The sequence below is a fragment of the Methylobacterium durans genome, from assembly GCF_003173715.1.
Taxonomy (GTDB): Bacteria; Pseudomonadota; Alphaproteobacteria; order Rhizobiales; family Beijerinckiaceae; genus Methylobacterium; species Methylobacterium durans.
Map to the genome: position 1 here is coordinate 1,575,863 of NZ_CP029550.1, position 13,210 is coordinate 1,589,072.

The window sequence follows — 13,210 nt, forward strand, 5'->3', positions numbered from 1 at the left end:
ATCAACCGGGCTGAGATATGTCAACAACACTGACTTATATCGGGATCGATCGCGACGTGACACGCCCCATGACGAGGCAAGAGGCCGATGTGGCGGGGAATGCCGAGCCTCCGGCGGCCGGGCGCGCGGACCGTCCCGGCAGCGCCAGCGACGACCTGATCGAGCTGCTGTTCTTCGCCTACCGGGACTTCGTCGGCGATCCCGACCGGATTCTCGCCGAGTACGGCTTCGGGCGCGCGCACCACCGCGTTCTGCACTTCGTCGACCGCTACCCTGGTCTCACGATCGCCGAACTCCTCGATATCCTGCGCATCACCAAGCAGAGCCTCAACCGGGTGCTCAAGGATTTGATCGAGCAGGGCTACATCGAGCAGAAGACCGGCACGAGCGACCGGCGTCAGCGGCTCCTCTTCTGCAGCCGCGCCGGCGCCGAACTCGCCGCCGATCTCACCCGCGTCCAAGCCAGGCGGCTCGCCCGTGCCCTCGCGGACCCCGTCGAGGTGGGCGAGGCGCTGCCCTCGGGCGCCTCGAGCTCGGCTCACAGCTTCCTCCTCTCCATGATCGAGCCCGACGAGCGCGCCGCCGTGCGCCGCCTGATGGCCCGGCGCACGAAGGGGGCGGCCTGATGAGCGCAACGGCCCCCGGCTCGCGCTGCGAGCTATCGGATCAGGCGCCGCACGTCCTCGTGGTCGACGACGACCGGCGGGTGCGCGAACTCCTGTCGCGCTACCTTTTCGAGCAGGGCTTCCGCGTCACCGCTGCGGCGAATGCCGCCGAGGCGCGGGCCAAGGCCCAGAGCCTAGTCTTCGACGCGATGGTCCTCGACGTAATGATGCCGGGCGAGAGCGGCTTCGACTACGCGCGCAAGGTCCGCGAGACCTCGCGGGTGCCAATCCTGATGCTCACCGCCCGCTCGAACACCAACGACCGGGTGACGGGTCTCGAGATCGGCGCCGACGATTACCTGCCGAAGCCCTTCGAGCCCCGCGAGCTGATCCTGCGGCTCAACAACATCATCAACCGCAACGCCGGTCCGCGCCGGGACACGGGCGGCGAGACCGTGACGTTCGGGCCGTTCTCTTACCGGCTCGACCGGGGTGAGCTGCGCCGGGAGGACGAGATGATCCGCATAACCGAGCGCGAGCGCGAGATCCTGACGATCCTCGCCGCCGCGGGGGGGGCCAACGTCGAGCGCGAGGCGCTCGCGGGCAACGGGGGCGCCGCGGCCGAGCGCACCATCGACGTCCAGATCAATCGGCTCCGCCGCAAGACGGAGGTCGATCCGGCCAACCCCCTCTTCCTGCAGACGGTCCGCGGCGTCGGCTACCGCCTGGCCGTCGACTGACAGGCGCGATGAACGCGCAGGATCCCGACCTCGCGCGGCAGGCGGACCTCGCCCGGCAGGACCGGCCGACCGCCGCACCGAGGCCGCGCACCCTCTTGAAGCGCCTCTCCCGCGCCATCGGCGATGCCCTGCCGAAGGGCCTCTACGCCCGCTCACTGATCATCATCATCGCGCCGGTGGTGCTGCTCCAGTCGGTGATCGCCTACACCTTCATGGAGCGGCACTGGCAGCTCGTGACGAAGCGCCTGTCCTCGGCGGTAACGGCCGACATCGCCGCCCTGATCGACATCTACGAGAGCTATCCCCAGACCAAGGACGCGGAGATCCTGACCCGGATCGCCAGCGAGCGCCTGAGCCTCGACCTCGACATCCTGAAGGGCGCCAAGCTCCCGGTGCCGGGGCCGCGCCCCTTCTTCTCGATCCTCGACGAGGCGCTCTCCGACGAGATCAAGCGCCAGATCGGACGCCCCTTCTGGATCGACACCGTGGGGCGCTCGAACCTCATCGAGATCCGGGTCGCGATCCCCGACGGAGTGATGCGGATCACGGCGCGCCGGAGCCAGGCCTACGCCTCGAACTCGCACATCTTCCTCGTCTGGATGATCGGCTCGTCGATGGTTCTCCTCGGCGTCGCGATCCTGTTCCTGCGCAACCAGATCAAGCCGATCCTGCGGCTCGCCGCCGTGGCGGAGGGATTCGGCAAGGGCCGCGACATCGAGTTCCGACCCCGCGGCGCCCGCGAGGTGCGGGCCGCGGGGCACGCCTTCATCGAGATGCGCCGGCGCATCGAGCGGGCGATGGAGCAGCGGACGACGATGCTGAACGGAGTCAGCCACGACCTGCGCACCATTATCACGCGCTTCAAGCTGTCGCTGGCGCTGGTCGAGCAGACGCCGGAGGTCGAGGATCTGTCGCGCGACGTCGACGAGATGAGCCGGATGCTGGAAGGCTATCTCGCCTTCGCCCGCGGCGATTCCGCCGAGCCCGCGGCTCCCACCGACATGCGGGCGTTACTCGAAGATCTGCGCACGGATGTCGAGCGCCTCGGCGCGCACGTGGCCGCGGTGGAACTCGCCGGTTCCCCCATCCTCACCGTGCGGCCGGATTCCCTGCGGCGCTGTCTGTTCAACCTCGCGGCCAACGCCGCCCGCTACGGCGAGACGGTGACGATCTCGGCCCGCGAGGAAAACCGCGCCTTCCTAGTCTCGATCGACGACGATGGGCCGGGCATTCCCCCTGAGAGCCGCGAGGAGGTGTTCAAACCGTTCGTGCGCCTCGACGACGCCCGCCAGGATGCGGGCGGCTCGGGCCTCGGCCTCGCCATCGCCCGCGACATCGCCCGGGCGCATGGCGGCGACGTCTCGCTCCAAGACAGCCCCCTCGGCGGCCTGCGCGCCACCGTCCGCATCCCGGCCTGAACGGAGATCCGGGACTGAGGCCCGGACCGCACGGACAGGCATCGTCCCGCTGCCGTACCGCTCCTTGGGAAAACCGGATTTCCCTTTCCGCCTTCATGCACTAACACCAACCCGCCCGCCGACCGAGACGAGGGTCGCGGATCGGGGCCGATCAGAGCCCTTATTGACGCAGGTTTACCGACGCACCCTCGTCCCTGCGCGGAACGGAAATGTTGTCGGACGTGCTGCCGAGCCAGAATATCGACTTCGCGCTGATCTTCGCGCACTCGCCCAATCCTTACGTCCTGCTCGATCCGAACTTCGTCCTCGTCGACATGAACGAGGCGTATCTCCGCGTCACCATGCGCGACCGCGCCGCACTCGTCGGCCGGACGATGTTCGAGGCCTTCCCGAACGACAGCGGCGCGAGCGAGCTTCGCACGTCCCTGGAACGGGTCCTGACCACCCGGGAGGTCGATCACCTGCCGCTGATCCGCTACGACATCGCGCGACCGGACGGCGGCATCGAGGAGCGCTACTGGAGCGCCACGCACACACCCCTCCTCGACGGCTCGGGGGCCATCGCCCTGATCCTTCAACACACCGTGGACGTCACGGAACTGCACCGACTGCGCAGCCACGCCCGGCTCGGTGCGCCGGGCTCCGCCGTCGCGCAGATCGAGACCGACGTGCTGCACCGCGCGGAGGCCGTCTCCCACACCAACCGCCTCCTCGACGCCGAGCGCCTGCGCCTGCGCGCCCTGTTCGAGCAGACGCCGGGCTTCATGGCCGTCCTGACCGGGCCCGCTCACGTCTTCGAGCTGTTCAACGCGGCCTATCTCGATCTCGTCGGCCCGCGCGATCTCTTCGGCCGCAATGTCCGGGAGGCTCTGCCGGAACTCGAGGACCAGACCTTCTTCGGCCTGCTCGACGAGGTCTACGCGACCGGCCGCCCCTTCATCGGCCACGCCGTGCCGGTCCTGCTGCGCCGGGGCGCCACCGGGGAAGCGTCGCTCCTCCACCTCGATTTCATCTATCAGCCGATCACCGACGCGTCCGGCGCCGTCACCGGCATCTTCGTGCAGGGCCACGACGTCAGCGAGCGCCTGCGGGCCGAAGAGGCGCTCGCCGCGTCCCACGCGCAGATGAGCGAGATCTTGGAGAGCATCTCGGACGCGTTCTACGCGATCGATGCGCAGGATCGCTTCACCTACGTCAACCGCAAGGCCGAGACGCTCTGGGGCCGCCCGCGCGATGGGCTGATCGGGCAGATCATCTGGGACGTGTTCGACCGCTCGCCCGACAGCGAGATCCGGCGGGCGCACGTGCGTGCCGCGCTGCTCGGAAGTGCGCAACGTCTCGAGTACTTCTCGGAGGCCCTCGGGGCTGGGTCGAGACCAGCATCTACCCGGGCCCTGCCGGTCTCTCGGTCTTCTTCCGCGACATCACCGAACGGCACCGCAACGAGGAGCGGCGCCAGCTGATGGTCAACGAGCTGAATCACCGGGTGAAGAACTCGCTCGCCGTCGTTCAGGGCATTGCCAGCCAGACTTTACGCACCGCCCGCGACCTCGATCAGGCCAGGGGCGACCTGACCGCCCGCCTTGTGGCGCTCGCCCGCGCCCACGATCTCCTGACCAGCGAGAGCTGGGAGGGAGCCGACCTGTCCGAGGTGGTGCACGCCACACTCGAGGGTGGCCTCGGCGTGCCGGGGCGGCAGGTCGAAGTCGTGGGCCCGGCCCTGCGCCTCACGCCGAACGCCGCACTCTCCCTCGCGCTCGCTCTGCACGAGCTCGGCACCAACGCCATCAAGTACGGCGCCCTCTCGGTGGAGCAGGGCTGCGTCACGGTCTCGTGGACGATCGAGCCCGCAGGCGGCGCCGCATCGGCGGACCGCCGCCTCGACCTGTCCTGGACGGAGCGCGGCGGTCCGCCCGTGACCGCACCGACCCGCCGCGGCTTCGGCTCGCGTCTCCTCGAACGCGGTCTCGCGGCCGAGCTGCACGGTCGCGTCGATCTCAGTTTCGGGGCCGACGGTGTCGCCTGCCGAATCGAGGCGCTGGTGTGAGCCGCGCCGGGTTCCGACCCGACACCGGGACCGCCCTCAGGCCTCCTGCATCGCACTTCGCGCGGGAGCGTTGCATTTCGTATGCCTCTCCGGCTCCCCAGCGGCGTAAATTGGGCTAAACAGCCCCGCGACCGTCGGCGCCCGCGCGCGGCGGAAACAACACCGAGAACAGGCGATGACCGGCTTCGACACCCTGCCCCTCACACGGCCCACCTCGCAGCTCGTCACGATCTTCGGCGGGTCCGGTTTCCTCGGGCGTCATGTGGTGCGGGCGCTCGCCAAGCGCGGGTACCGGATCCGCGTCGCGGTTCGCCGGCCCGATCTCGCCCTGTTCCTGCAGCCCCTCGGCAAGGTCGGGCAGATCGTGGCCGTGCAGGCGAACCTGCGCTACCCGGACTCGATCGCCCGCGCCGTCGAGGGCTCCAACGTCGTGATCAACCTCGTCGGCATCCTGCAGGAGGCCGGCGCCCAGAGTTTCTCCCGCCTCCAGGCGGACGGCGCGGGCGAGATCGCGCGGCAGGCCGCCCGGGTCGGCGCCGCGATGATCCAGGTCTCCGCGATCGGCGCCGACCCGGCCTCGCCGTCGGCCTACGCCCGCACCAAGGCGGAGGGCGAGGCCCAGGTCGTCGCCGCCTGCCCGGACGCGATCGTGTTCCGTCCTTCCCTCATCTTCGGGACCGGCGACAGCTTCTTCAACCGGTTCGCGAGCCTCGCCCGCGCGCTTCCCGTGCTGCCGCTCACGGGCGCCGACACCCGCTTCCAGCCCGTCTTCGTCGGCGACGTCGCCGAAGCGATCGCCCGGGCCGTGGAGGGTCACGTGCCGGCGGGGAAGGTCTACGAGCTCGGCGGCCCCGAGGTCGCGACGCTCGAGCACCTCGTCCGCTACATGCTGGAGACGACGCAGCGCCGTCGTCCGGTCGTCGCCCTGCCGCTGCCGGTCGCCAAGATCCAGGCGCGGGTCATGGAGATCGCCAACACGCTGACCCTCGGCCTACTGCCGGACGAGCTGAAGCTGACCCGCGATCAGGTGATCCTGCTGCAGACCGACAACGTGGTCTCGGACGGTGCGAAGGCTGAAGGGCGGACGCTCGAAGCGCTCGGCATCACGCCGACCGCCGCCGAGGCCGTGGTGCCGGGCTACCTCTGGCGCTTCCGCAAGGCCGGCCAGTTCGCCACAGGACGCGGCTCGGAATCCGAGGCCGAAGTACCGGACACCCTGAGCCCGGAGCCGATGGGAGAGGGCTCGCAGCACCGCCCGAACCGCGCGAGCGGCCCCTCTGTCGGCCCGAATGCTGCCAATCCCAGCCGCATGGGCACGCGCTGGGGCTCGCGGCGCTAAGCGGGCCGCCTCAGCGGATCCGCTCGGGCGCGACGGGTGTCGCGAGGGCCGGTCCACGCCGGCTCAGCGCCTTGTGGACATGGACCATGAGGGCGATGCCGAAGAGAGGCGTCAGCAGGTTCACCACCGGCACCACCATCATCCCGGCCAGAAGGCAGCCCGCCGCCAGAGTGGTGCCGCCGAAGTGCCGGCGCATGGCGGCGGCCTCGTCGAGGGATCGGAAGCGCGCCGCGGCGGTCTCGAAATACTCGCGGCTGAGGAGGTAGGCGTTCGCCGCGAAGAAGGCCACGAGCCCGACGACGGGCACGAAGAACAGGATCAGCGCCGCGAGGTTCACGAGGAGCGCGAGGCCCGCGAAGCGCAGAGCGTAGAGGAGCGCGGTGCCGGTCGGCAGCGCCCGGCCGGGCGGCTCGCCGGGAAAGTCCGTCCGCTCGACGATCTCGGCCGCGTCGTCGAGGAAGAACCCCGCCACCAGGATCGAGACCGCCGGCATGATGTAGGCGAGCGCCACGAACAGGCCCGCGCCCGCCAGGAAATAGGCCAGCGTATCGAGGACGGGGTAGTCGGCGGAGATGTGGTGGCTCGCCTGGAACCACTGGATCAGCCGCGTCAGCCCGAACCAGATCAGCAGGAGGAGCCCCACCGTGAGCGCGAGGGATTTCCACAGGATCGCGCGGAGCGGGGCTGAGAAGACCTGACGCAAGGCGCCGTAGGCGGCTTGGATGAGCATGCCGAGGGGATCCTCTCCGATGTGGGCCGAGCGCTTAAAGAGGAGCACGGGGCCCTAAGCGCAAGCCCGCACTTTCGCCGCCCTGCCGCGTTCTCGTGCCGTCCGCCCCGCTTCACCGGAGGATTTGCCCGATGCGCCTGTCGGCTCCGCTCGCCCTTCTCCTCACCCTCGCCGCACCGGCCAACGCCCACGAGATCGGCGCCTGGGCCGGCGGCAGCGCCGCACCGGCGGAGCGCTCGGAGGTCGCCGTCGCGGCGATCGACGACAAGGCCTACGTCATCGGCGACTACAACGGCGCCACGGAGCTCCTGATCTTCGATCTCGCCGCCGAAACCTGGAGCAAGGGCGCGTCCTTCCCGTACCCTGTCCACCACGCGATGGCGGCCGGATTCGAGGGCAGGATCTACGTCTTCGGCGGCTACACGAACGGCTGGAACGCGGTCGGCAACAGCTTCGCCTACGATCCGAAGACCGATGCGTGGTCGCCGCGGGCAAGCCTGCCGACCGCGAGGGCGGCGGGCGGCGCGGCTCTCGTCGGCGATCGCATCCACGTCGTCGGCGGCAGCGTGACGGGACGGGGCAACACGCCCGCCCACGAGATCTATGATCCGGCGACCGACAGCTGGACCAAGGCCGCACCGCTGCCGACGCCTCGCGACCACCTCGCGGTGCAGGCGGTTGACGGCAGGATCGTCGCCGCCGGCGGGCGCGTCGACGGCGATCCGGGCCGGAACCTCGACGCCACGCAGATCTACGATCCGAAGACCGGGGCCTGGACGGAGGCGGCGCCCCTTCCCACGGCCCGCAGCGGGTCGGCCTCCGCGGTCCTCGATCGAGAGGTCTACGTGATCGGCGGCGAATCCCGGGAGAAGGCCTTCGGCACGGTCGAGGCCTTCGACCTGCCACGGAACCTCTGGCGCGCTCTCGCCTCTCTGCCGACGCCCCGCCACGGGTTTGGTGCGGTGAGCTACAACGGCCGGATATACACGCTCGTCGGCAGCCCGCAGCCGGGCGGCGACAAGTCGGGCACGGTCGAGGTGTTCAAGCCGTGAGAGCGCTCGCTGCGCGCTGACCGACCGCGACAGGACCAGAGGATCACAGGATGCTAGGACGAGAGATCGGGCACGCGCATTTCCGGTCGAGCGTCACTCCCCGGCACGCGACGCTCCCGGCCGCTCCCGATGTGGTCGTGATCGGCGCGGGCGCGGCGGGGATCGCATCGGCGCGGCGGCTCCTCGAGCGAAACGTCTCCGTGGCCGTGCTCGAGGCCCGCGACAGGGTCGGTGGCAGGGCGCTCACCACGATGCTGCGCGGGCACGCGGTCGATCTCGGCGCGCATTGGCTGCATGCGGGACCGATCAACCCGCTCGTCAGGCTGGGCCACGCGCGGGGCGAGCCGCTGCGGCGGGCGCCGCAGGACAGCCACGTCTGGGTCGGGCGCCGGCCCGGGCGCCCCGAGGAGGCGGCGGCCTCCGGACGGGCCTTCGCCGTCGCCGACCGCGCGATGACGGCCGGCGCCTCCGAGGGCGGCCCTGACCGACCGGCAGCCACCGCCCTGCCGCCGGGCCTCGGCCCCTGGGCCGAGCGAGTGGCACGGGTGCACGGGCTCGTCTCGGGTCGGCCCCTCGCCGAGGTTTCGCTGCACGATTTCCCGAGCATGGAGTACGGCGACAATTTCTTCCTGGCCGGCGGGTACGGTGCCTATCTGGCGCGGCTGGCTCAAGGGCTGCCGATCGCGCTCGGCAGCGCCGTCACCCGCATCGACTGGGGTGGTCCCGGCGTGCGCGTCGAGACGGCGGACGGGCGCAACCTCTCGGCGCGGGCCGTCATCATCACGGTGCCCGTGATGGTGCTGCGGGAGAGCATCACCTTCGCACCCGCGCTGCCGGCATCGGTTCGGGGCTTGATCGACGGATTCGTCTCCGGAATCTACGAGCACGCCGTGCTGCACTGGCCATCGAGCCCGTTCCGCGGTGCTGACCGGCTCGCCAGCATCGTGGGCGGCCGCCACAAACCGCCGGGATTGCTCGCGCGCATCGACGGCACGCCGTTTCACTATTTCGAGCTCGATGCCCCGTCAGCCGAGGCACTCGACGCGCGCGGCGCCGGTGCGGACGGCGTCCGGCATTTCGTGCGCGCGGTGCTCGCCGAACATTTCGGACCCGCGCGTCTGCGCGACCTTGCGATCCCAGCCATCAGCGCGTGGCGGCACGATCCGTGGTCGCGCGGCTCCTGGGCCGTGGTGCCACCGGGTCACGCCCCCGCACGAGCCATGCTGCGTGGGCCGGTGGGCGGAAGGCTGTGGTTCGCGGGGGAGGCCCTGTCCCGCCTGCAATGGGGAACGGTGGGTGGCGCCTACGAGGAGGGGACGCGCGCCGCCGACGCCATCGCGGGCGGAATCCGGGCCGAAGCAGCCTGAGGAATGGGAAATCGGCGGCGCACGCATTGCCTTGCGGGCCTCGGACGGGGATGAACCCCCTCAACCGTCGCCGCGAGGGAGCGCCGCATGAACTGGGTCGAAGCGATCGGCTATCTCGGCACGGCGTTGACGATCGCGGCCTCGGCGATGAGCACGATGATCCCGCTGCGGATCGTGGCGCTGCTGGCGAGCTGCGCCGTCATCACCTACGGCTTCCTGATCGGCAGCATGCCGGTGGTGCTGACGGAGCTGATCCAGATCCCGTTCAACGCCATCCGGCTCTACCAGATGATTCGCCTCATTCGTGACGCGGAGCGGGCGGCGACCGGCGACCTCTCCTTTGACTGGCTGAAGCCCTTCGGCGAGGCGCGGCGCTTCACTGCCGGCGCCGTCGTGTTCCGCCAGGGCGAGCCGGCGGCCGAGATGCTCTATGTCGAGAGCGGCCTCTTCCGAATCCCGGAGCAGGACATCACGGTGCGCCCCGGCGCCATCGTCGGCGAGCTCGGCATGCTCTCGCCCGGCAATCTGCGCACCGGTTCCCTCGTCTGCGTGGAGGCGGGTCAGGCCCGCTGCATCTCCTATTTGGAGGTGAAGCAGCTCTACTACCAGAACCCGGAATTCGGCTTCTATCTGCTGAAGCTCACGAGCGAGCGGCTGTTCCAGGCGACGCAGCATACGGGCCGGCGCGCATCATCGGTGCCGGCCGGCTCGGAGGTGATGTGAGTCGCCTCAATCCGTCTGGCGCATGAAGGTGTCGGGCGTACCCGTCCCATCCGTCACGAATCGGATGTCGCGGGGCTCGCGCCGGGGCGTGTCGACCGAGAGGAAGACCATCGGCTCCTCCAGGATCTCCGGCACCGAGTGCACGACGCCGCGCTTGAAGACGACGAGCTTGCCCGGCCCCACCTCGACGGGCTCCTCGTCGCCGAACTTCATCCGGCAGCGGCCGGTCAGGACGTAGAGGTACTCGTCGCAGCTCGCATGGGAATGGGGCGGTGTCGGCTTGTAGACGCGAAAGACGCGGGCACTCGCCGCCGGGTCTTCCGTGAAACGGTGGTCGGCCACCATGGTCGCGGAGGTCTCCGGCAGCCCCGACGCCGCGGCCGCCACGTCGAAGACCGCGTGCGAGAGCTTGCCCGAAGCGGGTCCGGCAGCCGTCGTGCTCATCTCGGGTCCCCTCCCTGGCGTTCCTCGCGATGCCCCTCAGAGCATGCTCGGCAGGATGCGATCCGGCGGCCGGTGGCCGTCCATGAAGGTCTTGATGTTGATGATGACCTTCTCGCCCATGTCGACGCGGCTCTCGAAGGTGGCCGAGCCCATGTGCGGCAGGAGCACGACCTTGCCGCCGCGGGCGAGCTTGACGAGGCGCGGGCTGACCGCGGGCTCCTGCTCGAACACGTCGAGGCCGGCCGCCGAGATCTCACCGGCCTCGATCAGGCGAGCGAGCGCATTCTCGTCGATCACCTCGCCGCGCGCCGTGTTCACGACGATCGCCTCGGGCTTCAGGAGCTTGAGGCGGCGGGCCGAGAGCAGGTGGTAGGTCGCGGGCGTGTGCGGGCAGTTGATCGACACGATGTCGACCCGCGCCAGCATCTGGTCGAGGGATTCCCAGTAGGTCGCGTCGAGGCTCGTCTCGATCGGCGACGGAACCCGGCGGCGGTTGTGATAGTGGATCTGAAGGCCGAAGGCGCGGGCGCGGCGGGCGAGGGCCTGGCCGATCCGCCCCATCCCGACGATGCCGAGGCGCTTGCCGGTGATGCGGCGCCCGAGCATCCAGGTCGGCGACCAGCCCGCGTCCCAGGCATCGTCCGGGATGATGCGTGCGCCCTCGGTGACGCGGCGCGCTACGGCGAGGATCAGCGCCATCGTCATGTCGGCGGTGTCCTCGGTCAGCACGCCCGGCGTGTTGGTGACCGTGATGCCGCGCTCCAGCGCCCCGCTGACGTCGATGTGATCGACGCCGTTGCCGAAATTCGCGATGAGCCGCAGGTTCGGACCGGCCTGCGCGAGGAGACCGGAATCGATCTCGTCCGTGACGGTGGGCACGAGCACATCAGCCTCGCGCATCGCCGCCGCCATCGCCTCCTGCGAGAGCGGCTTGTCCTCGTGGTTGAGGCGTGTGTCGAACAATTCGCGCATGCGCGTCTCGACCACGTCAGGCAGGCGCCGCGTCACCACGACGAGCGGCTTGCGCTTCAACGACGACATGTCTCCTCCCCCGCCGATGACCGCCCTGCCCCAGCATCGACGCGTCTCGGGCTCCGCCGGTTCCGCCAGCCGCCTTCGGCAGGTGGCGACGCGGCTTCAAGCTCCGTTAACCACTTTTCCGTCAGACAGGACCCAACGGCGCCCCGGGGCCGCCCTGGATGACCCCTGCGGCCTCTCTATCAGAGAGGGGCCGGAACACAATGCGGGTCCGCGGCCCAGCGCTCGACCAGCGCGGACCGGGCCGGGATTTCGACAGCCTTTCGGGCGCCCGCGCGGAACAGGAGACGGACGATGCGCTCCCATGCCCTTCTGGCCGCAGGCCTGACGCTCCTTGCCGGCTCGGCCCTGGCAGCGCCTGCCGGAGGCGCCCCGGAGCCCGGCGTCGGCCCGGTCACGAAGCTGCCGCTGCCGCGCTACGCCAGCCTGAAGACAGACCGGGTGAACCTGCGCGAAGGTCCCTCCAAGGACCACCGCACGCTCTGGGTCTTCCAGCGCGCGGGCCTGCCCGTCGAGATCGTGGCCGAATTCGAGACGTGGCGCCGCATCCGCGACTCGGAGGGAACCGAGGGCTGGGTTCTGCACTCGCTCCTGTCGGGCCGGCGCACCGCGATCGTGACGGCGCCGAAGGGCGGTGACCGTAGCGCGCCGGTGCCGCTGCGCTCGCGCGCGGACGAGGGCGCCTCCGACGAGGCGCGGCTGCAGGCCGGCGTGATCGGGAGCGTGAAGACCTGCACGGGCACGTGGTGCCGCCTGATCGTGGCGCTGCCCGAGAAGCGCGGCGACGTCGACGGCTACATCCGGCAGGATCGACTCTGGGGCGTCTACCCGAACGAGAAGGTGGAATGAGAAAGGCCCGGTCGCTCAGGACCGGGCCTTCTCGTAAAACCTCGTTGCGCCGTGAGCTCAGCTCTGGCGGCTGCCCGGGCGGCGTCGGAGACGCACGATCACCTCGACCCCGGCGATCTCCATGCCCTCCGGAGCGTCGGGAAGCGAATCGACCGTGATGCCGCAATCGGGCATGTCCAGCACCTGCCCCTCGTCCTCGAGGTAGAAGTGATGATGCTCGCTCGGGTTAGTGTCGAAATAGGCTTTCGACCCGTCCAGGGCGAGCTGACGCAGAAGGCCCGCCTCCGTGAACTGGTGCAGAGTGTTGTAGACGGTGGCAAGCGAGACCGGCACCTTGGCGCGCATGGCCTCGTCGTAGAGCATTTCCGCGGTCAGATGGCGGTCGCCGCGGCCGAAGAGCAGCCAGCCGAGGGAGAGGCGCTGCCGGGTCGGGCGCAGGCCCGCACGGCGCAGCCGGTCGCGCAGGTCCGATAGGGGGCAGCCACGACGGCCCGCACCGGCGGCCTCGCCCGGGAAGGAGGAGGTCCGGGCGTTGAGCACGGCCTGAAGGGGCACCAGATCGGACATCGGCGGGACTGATCGCTCGCGAACGGATGGAATTTTGCCACACAGTATATGGGAGGGGTCGCGCGCCCGCAACCCAAGCCGTTGCCGGGAGGCACCGGCACGTGATTCGGGGCGCCCCGAACCCCGCGTTCCGGGAGACCCGGCCTAGCGACGCCCCCGCTCTCCCCCGCCACTCGCGCCAGAGGGCGGCCGCCACGCCCGCGACCGCGGCGACCCGGCCGACGCAAATCCCGATCCGAAGGAGGGCAAGGCGCTCACCCTGTGGAAACATGCCCGGGACGAGCCCGGCGA

The 13,210-nt window shown here is 70.2% G+C and carries 14 protein-coding genes; 10 read left to right on the forward strand and 4 right to left on the reverse strand.

Annotation, left to right across the window (positions count from 1 at the left end; translation table 11 throughout):
- The first annotated feature begins 68 nt into the window (after nt 1-68).
- From DK389_RS07300 to DK389_RS07325, 6 genes are all read left to right on the forward strand, one after another.
- On the forward strand, nt 69-626 hold the full coding sequence (locus DK389_RS07300) for a MarR family winged helix-turn-helix transcriptional regulator (protein WP_109888476.1): 558 nt from the start codon (nt 69-71) through the stop codon (nt 624-626).
- Nucleotides 626-1,345, forward strand: coding sequence for a response regulator (locus tag DK389_RS07305; protein WP_109888478.1), 720 nt, complete (start codon nt 626-628; stop codon nt 1,343-1,345). The genes DK389_RS07300 and DK389_RS07305 overlap by 1 nt, the downstream gene beginning before the upstream one ends.
- Before the next feature lie 8 nt (nt 1,346-1,353).
- Complete coding sequence (locus tag DK389_RS07310) at nt 1,354-2,763, forward strand: ATP-binding protein (RefSeq protein ID WP_109888480.1); 1,410 nt, start codon at nt 1,354-1,356, stop codon at nt 2,761-2,763.
- Nucleotides 2,764-2,972: 209 nt separating this feature from the next.
- On the forward strand, nt 2,973-4,226 hold the full coding sequence (locus DK389_RS07315; protein WP_109888482.1) for a PAS domain-containing protein: 1,254 nt from the start codon (nt 2,973-2,975) through the stop codon (nt 4,224-4,226).
- The gene (locus tag DK389_RS07320; RefSeq protein WP_109888484.1) at nt 4,226-4,810 is read left to right on the forward strand and encodes a sensor histidine kinase; all 585 of its coding nucleotides are present in this window, start codon (nt 4,226-4,228) and stop codon (nt 4,808-4,810) included. The genes DK389_RS07315 and DK389_RS07320 overlap by 1 nt, the downstream gene beginning before the upstream one ends.
- Nucleotides 4,811-4,985: 175 nt before the next feature.
- Nucleotides 4,986-6,149, forward strand: coding sequence for a complex I NDUFA9 subunit family protein (locus tag DK389_RS07325; protein WP_109888486.1), 1,164 nt, complete (start codon nt 4,986-4,988; stop codon nt 6,147-6,149).
- A 10-nt stretch (nt 6,150-6,159) separates the two neighbouring features.
- On the opposite strand, the gene DK389_RS07330 is transcribed toward DK389_RS07325, so the two are convergent.
- A complete protein-coding gene (locus DK389_RS07330; protein ID WP_109896113.1) occupies nt 6,160-6,879 on the reverse strand; it encodes a sulfate transporter family protein in 720 nt (239 codons plus the stop codon).
- A gap of 131 nt (nt 6,880-7,010) precedes the next feature.
- On the opposite strand from DK389_RS07330, the gene DK389_RS07335 reads away from it, so the two are divergent.
- From DK389_RS07335 to DK389_RS07345, 3 genes are all read left to right on the forward strand, one after another.
- Entirely contained in the window at nt 7,011-7,931 is a 921-nt protein-coding gene (locus DK389_RS07335; RefSeq protein ID WP_109888488.1) for a Kelch repeat-containing protein, read from the forward strand.
- A 50-nt stretch (nt 7,932-7,981) separates the two neighbouring features.
- The gene (locus tag DK389_RS07340; protein WP_109888489.1) at nt 7,982-9,298 is read left to right on the forward strand and encodes a flavin monoamine oxidase family protein; all 1,317 of its coding nucleotides are present in this window, start codon (nt 7,982-7,984) and stop codon (nt 9,296-9,298) included.
- Between the two features lie 87 nt (nt 9,299-9,385).
- A complete protein-coding gene (locus tag DK389_RS07345) occupies nt 9,386-10,021 on the forward strand; it encodes a cyclic nucleotide-binding domain-containing protein (RefSeq protein ID WP_109888490.1) in 636 nt (211 codons plus the stop codon).
- 6 nt (nt 10,022-10,027) lie between these two features.
- On the opposite strand, the gene DK389_RS07350 is transcribed toward DK389_RS07345, so the two are convergent.
- Nucleotides 10,028-10,465: a cupin domain-containing protein gene (locus tag DK389_RS07350; protein WP_109888491.1), complete on the reverse strand. Its 438-nt coding sequence runs from the start codon at nt 10,463-10,465 to the stop codon at nt 10,028-10,030.
- Nucleotides 10,466-10,501: 36 nt separating this feature from the next.
- Nucleotides 10,502-11,506 carry a 2-hydroxyacid dehydrogenase gene (locus DK389_RS07355; protein ID WP_109888492.1) on the reverse strand — a complete coding sequence of 335 codons (1,005 nt, stop codon included), beginning with the start codon at nt 11,504-11,506 and terminating at the stop codon, nt 10,502-10,504.
- A gap of 291 nt (nt 11,507-11,797) precedes the next feature.
- Here DK389_RS07355 and DK389_RS07360 point away from each other — a divergent pair, with 291 nt between their 5' ends.
- On the forward strand, nt 11,798-12,352 hold the full coding sequence (locus DK389_RS07360; RefSeq protein WP_109888493.1) for an SH3 domain-containing protein: 555 nt from the start codon (nt 11,798-11,800) through the stop codon (nt 12,350-12,352).
- 57 nt (nt 12,353-12,409) lie between these two features.
- Here the strand turns inward: DK389_RS07360 and irr are convergent, their stop codons facing one another.
- Nucleotides 12,410-12,919 (reverse strand): Fur family transcriptional regulator Irr, encoded by a 510-nt coding sequence (irr, locus tag DK389_RS07365; protein ID WP_109888494.1) that lies wholly within the window; start codon nt 12,917-12,919, stop codon nt 12,410-12,412.
- Between the last annotated feature and the right edge of the window lie 291 nt (nt 12,920-13,210).

Coding starts and splice junctions, on each gene's coding strand:
- DK389_RS07300 (WP_109888476.1), top strand. CDS start 69: ATGACGAGGCAAGAGGCCGATGTGGCGGGGAATGCCGAGCCTCCGGCG.
- DK389_RS07310 (WP_109888480.1), top strand. CDS start 1,354: ATGAACGCGCAGGATCCCGACCTCGCGCGGCAGGCGGACCTCGCCCGG.
- DK389_RS07315 (WP_109888482.1), top strand. CDS start 2,973: ATGTTGTCGGACGTGCTGCCGAGCCAGAATATCGACTTCGCGCTGATC.
- DK389_RS07305 (WP_109888478.1), top strand. CDS start 626: ATGAGCGCAACGGCCCCCGGCTCGCGCTGCGAGCTATCGGATCAGGCG.
- DK389_RS07355 (WP_109888492.1), bottom strand. CDS start 11,506: ATGTCGTCGTTGAAGCGCAAGCCGCTCGTCGTGGTGACGCGGCGCCTG.
- DK389_RS07335 (WP_109888488.1), top strand. CDS start 7,011: ATGCGCCTGTCGGCTCCGCTCGCCCTTCTCCTCACCCTCGCCGCACCG.
- DK389_RS07330 (WP_109896113.1), bottom strand. CDS start 6,879: ATGCTCATCCAAGCCGCCTACGGCGCCTTGCGTCAGGTCTTCTCAGCC.
- DK389_RS07360 (WP_109888493.1), top strand. CDS start 11,798: ATGCGCTCCCATGCCCTTCTGGCCGCAGGCCTGACGCTCCTTGCCGGC.
- DK389_RS07350 (WP_109888491.1), bottom strand. CDS start 10,465: ATGAGCACGACGGCTGCCGGACCCGCTTCGGGCAAGCTCTCGCACGCG.
- irr (WP_109888494.1), bottom strand. CDS start 12,919: ATGTCCGATCTGGTGCCCCTTCAGGCCGTGCTCAACGCCCGGACCTCC.
- DK389_RS07345 (WP_109888490.1), top strand. CDS start 9,386: ATGAACTGGGTCGAAGCGATCGGCTATCTCGGCACGGCGTTGACGATC.
- DK389_RS07320 (WP_109888484.1), top strand. CDS start 4,226: ATGGTCAACGAGCTGAATCACCGGGTGAAGAACTCGCTCGCCGTCGTT.
- DK389_RS07340 (WP_109888489.1), top strand. CDS start 7,982: ATGCTAGGACGAGAGATCGGGCACGCGCATTTCCGGTCGAGCGTCACT.
- DK389_RS07325 (WP_109888486.1), top strand. CDS start 4,986: ATGACCGGCTTCGACACCCTGCCCCTCACACGGCCCACCTCGCAGCTC.